Here is a 3,694-nt window from a genome sequence, read left to right as displayed (position 1 = left end):
GGATTGGTATTGGTACGTCCCGAACGTAAATCGGTGAAGCAGTCGAGAAAGCCCGTGTGCCGGCCCACATCCCACAGCAATTCTGTAATGCGGATGCGCGGCATAACCGCATCAATCGCGCGGTCGAGCTGTTCACCGCCATGCGCGGGACCGACCCCGAGGTCACCCGCATCGTCCGCCGCCACCACGAGATCGTGGAACGCTTCGGCCGCTTTCCCCACCGCAACGCCATCCTGGGGCGCGAGACCACGCCGGAAGAGGCGGAGTTTCTAAAAGAGCCGGATTCGGCGTTTTAACTACTTTTTGTTGAGAATCTTAAACGGTCCAGAGGAAATAAGATGAGAATACAAAATATAAAACTCCACCGATTTAAAAGATTTTCGGATACAACGATTGGGGACATCCCCGAATCCGCAAAATTAGTAATCATGGCGGGCCCCAATGGGTGTGGTAAATCCTCAGTAATTGACGCCATGTATGTTTGGTACCGGCATGCATGGAGCCAGAGAGGGGGGCCTTGGGATATCGAATACCACGTCCGTCAAGACGATGCGGGAAACCTTTCTTGGAATAATGCGGTAGACATTAAATTCTGGCAGGATGATACATTTGATACCGTAGAACGTAAGAAAGGTATCTACATCCGATCTGCATATAGAAATGATCCATCATTCCGTATTTCAGGAATTAGTCATATTGGCCCAGCTATCGACGAAGATAGAATTCAACGAACAATTGATAATGACGCGGCTGTATCAAAAAATTACCAAAGAATGTGTTCACAGGGATTCCAAGATATCTACGAAAATGAAGAAGAAACAACAACTATTGGAGAATTTCGTGATAAGCAATTAAGAGAAATTAGGGCGAATATAACCTTTGCAAACCCACGATGGGTTCGCTAGACTGATCTTGTTCGGAAGGCCAGATCAGCAGGGTATCGCCCGATGACTCTTGAATTTGAAAAAGCAGAGATGATCCGCAAGGCGGACATTTACCAAAATCCGCAGACACCATCACTCGCGCTCCTTCGGCTCGAAACCGACAGTGAGTCGCAGATGTTTCTGGTGACCCGAGAAATTCTAAAGAAGCTATCCGCAAAGCTCGCTGAGGCTGCGGATAGCATCGAGGCGACACAATGACCATGAACTTCGCCGAACTTGCTCCATATTTCTCCGACGAGGCCAAGGCTATCGAGTTTATCGAAAGCCTCATGTGGCCCGACGGCGCTGTGTGCCCTCACTGTGAAGGGCGTGAAAGGCTTTCCCGCATCAAGGCCAACCCCGAGAAGCGCGTTCGCCACGGGCTGTGGAAGTGTGGGCCTTGCCGTAAGCAATTCACGGTCAAGATCGGAACCATCTTTGAAGGCTCCAACATCCCCATGACCAAGTGGCTCATGGCCATCTACATGATGTGCACGGCCAAGAAAGGCGTCTCAGCCAGCCAGATCGAGCGGTCCCTTGGGATCTCCTACAAAGCGGCCTGGTTCCTCTGCCATCGCATTCGCGAGGCGATGAAGCGCGATCCAATGCGCGGCCTCTTGGGCGGAGACGGCGGCATCGTCGAAATCGACGAGACGTATGTGGGCGGCAAGGCTCGGAACAACCGCCACAAGAACAAGAAAACCGCCGGTCAGAAGGCCATCGTCATGACCCTCATTGACCGCGAGGGCGAGGCGCGGACCTTCATGGTTCCCAACACCAAGAAGGCCACGCTACAGACAATCGCTCGGCCAGTGGTCAGCGGCTCGGCCCATATCGTGACCGACGAGCATCTTGGCTATCACGGCATCGACAAGCACTTTGCCAGCCACCACACCGTCGATCACTCCAAGACCTACGTTCGGGCGCTGATCTTCCACACCAACTTCGCGGAGTCGTATCACTCGCTCTTGAAGCGCGCGATCATCGGCACCCATCACCACGTTTCGCAGAAGCACCTTCCCCGCTATCTGCGGGAGCGGGAGTTCCACTGGAACCTTCGCAGCGCCAGCGATGGCGAGCGGACCGTCGAGGCGATCAAGGGCGCGGCTGGTAAGCGGCTGATGTATCAGAAGCCAGTTTAGGGTCGCTCGAAAGCGTCTCGGACTGCATAAATCTTATACAATGCGGGCTTACCTTCGACGGTCTTGACCTGCCCATCCACAAGGAAGGCTAGGCGAAACGGATTGTCTGGACCCTTGAGAATCGCCTGCTTAGCCTCCTCGCTCATGAATAGTATTTTTACTGGCCGCGTTGAGATGGCGTCGATAACTCCTCGGTCGCCGGTTTTGGCTTGAGGGTCATCCTTCACTTGTTTGAGGTACAGCACTTCCCCCTCAAAAAATTCGTTCGCGGGCAACGGAACCGCGTCCAAGAATCTCCGCGCCCCGCTTTGAATCGCGCCAGCTCGCTCCGCATTGATATTGATAACCGGCGCCGCGTGGTCGCCGTTGATATTCAAGAATAGTTGCGCTCCACCGTCCTTCGCAGTTGGCTCCAATATCTTTTGGACTTGCTCAGCGTCCCGGCGGGATACGTCAGAATCCCATGGTCGCGGCGGCAGCGCCAAAAAGAATCTAAAAAGATCGTTCAGATTGGCCGTGAATGCCGCAATCGTCTCGCGGTGCTCCAAGACAAACGACATTTGCTCCAGCAAGGGCTGGAGTTCAGCAATGATGGACCCGACGCGCATTTCGCGGACATACAGCCGCGCGCCCTCTCCAGCGCCTCTTTCCGCCGCAAATTCTTGATACCGCTCGCCTAGCGCACTTAGCGAACCAGTCAGATCGAGCAGATCAACGGGCCGCTCATTATCATATTGAATTTGAAGAGCGGGAAGCGGGGCGTCAGCCATCTGACGACGGCTTCACCCGCAGCAACCCTTTCATCGCCTCCTCGAATTTGAGGGGCGCAAGGCTAAGGGGCTTCTCGGCTGGCTTAGAATCCGAGTTATCCCCACTATCTTGGGGCTGTGCACGAATTTTTTGCTGAATCTTGTGATTCATGGCTTTGCACTCCCGAACGTATCGGGTACGGTTTCAATGCGCGAGACGGGGAGGAGGCTGCAAAGCCATCTCCCCGTTTTGCGTTGGCAGGAGAAGGGGCGGCCCGCTCGTAGTCTACACTCCTGGGCCGCCCCACCCCTTGTCGTGGGAGTGTGGCGAAACTGGTAAACGCGCCGGGTTTGGAACCCGGTGGACCGGCTCTCGACAAGCCATCACGGTCCTTGCGGGTTCGATCCCCGTCACTCCCACCACCTCTGTGCAGAATTGCGTGTGCGCAACTCGTACCTCTGGACAATATGTCCGCCCTTTCATGCATGCAATGCATTTTGTCGCGTGTCGTGCGAATTCGCCCCTCGGGCCCGTGGGTTTGCATTCGCTAGTGTCGCCGAAATTAGGAGTGCTATGGAAAATATTTTTCCAAACCTAGACCTCCTCGGATTAGGGAATCCGCTAGACAACGGGACATTTAGATTTAGAAAAAACCAGAGCGGAATATTTGATTATATGAATCTTTCCGGAGGAGAGAAAGCAATATTTGATTTAATACTTGATATAGTCATTAAAAAGAGAGAATTTAATAATACTGTATTTGTTATAGATGAGCCAGAAACACATGTTGGAACTAAAGTTCAAGGCGCCTTGCTTAATGCGCTGATATCTTTAGTCCCGGACAACTGTCAGTTATGGCTCGCCACTCATTCAATTGGT

Annotated in this window: 6 protein-coding genes, 1 tRNA gene and 1 pseudogene; 6 read left to right on the top strand and 2 right to left on the bottom strand. The window is 53.2% G+C overall.

The genetic code is table 11. The annotated features are described in order from the left end of the window. Nucleotides 1–179 precede the first annotated feature (179 nt). From HOJ95_00040 to HOJ95_00025, 4 genes and pseudogenes are all read left to right on the top strand, one after another. Nucleotides 180–296 (top strand): annotated as a pseudogene (locus HOJ95_00040) (DUF924 family protein). Between the two features lie 42 nt (nt 297–338). After that, on the top strand, nt 339–905 hold the full coding sequence (locus HOJ95_00035) for an AAA family ATPase (GenBank protein ID MBT6393072.1): 567 nt from the start codon (nt 339–341) through the stop codon (nt 903–905). Between the two features lie 42 nt (nt 906–947). Continuing rightward, nucleotides 948–1,142: a hypothetical protein gene (locus tag HOJ95_00030; GenBank protein ID MBT6393071.1), complete on the top strand. Its 195-nt coding sequence runs from the start codon at nt 948–950 to the stop codon at nt 1,140–1,142. A 2-nt stretch (nt 1,143–1,144) separates the two neighbouring features. After that, a complete protein-coding gene (locus tag HOJ95_00025; GenBank protein MBT6393070.1) occupies nt 1,145–2,065 on the top strand; it encodes an IS1595 family transposase in 921 nt (306 codons plus the stop codon). On the opposite strand, the gene HOJ95_00020 is transcribed toward HOJ95_00025, so the two are convergent. Together HOJ95_00020 and HOJ95_00015 are read right to left on the bottom strand one after the other, a co-directional pair. Further along, nucleotides 2,062–2,835, bottom strand: a complete 774-nt coding sequence (locus HOJ95_00020) for a hypothetical protein (protein MBT6393069.1) — start codon at nt 2,833–2,835, stop codon at nt 2,062–2,064. The two genes, HOJ95_00025 and HOJ95_00020, sit on opposite strands and share 4 nt — an antisense overlap. Then, complete coding sequence (locus HOJ95_00015; GenBank protein ID MBT6393068.1) at nt 2,828–2,986, bottom strand: hypothetical protein; 159 nt, start codon at nt 2,984–2,986, stop codon at nt 2,828–2,830. Before HOJ95_00015 ends, HOJ95_00020 begins: the two co-directional genes overlap by 8 nt. A 146-nt stretch (nt 2,987–3,132) precedes the next feature. Between HOJ95_00015 and HOJ95_00010 the strand changes: the two genes are divergently transcribed. Both HOJ95_00010 and HOJ95_00005 read left to right on the top strand, forming a co-directional pair. Continuing rightward, nucleotides 3,133–3,237 (top strand) — tRNA-Pro (locus tag HOJ95_00010). 151 nt (nt 3,238–3,388) lie between these two features. Continuing rightward, nucleotides 3,389–3,694 (top strand): ATP-binding protein (locus HOJ95_00005; protein ID MBT6393067.1); only part of this gene is annotated, 306 nt, incomplete at its 3' end.

The organism is Nitrospinaceae bacterium (assembly GCA_018669005.1).
Lineage (GTDB): Bacteria > UBA8248 > UBA8248 > UBA8248 > UBA8248 > UBA8248.
This window is presented reverse-complemented; position numbering and strand designations above follow the sequence as displayed.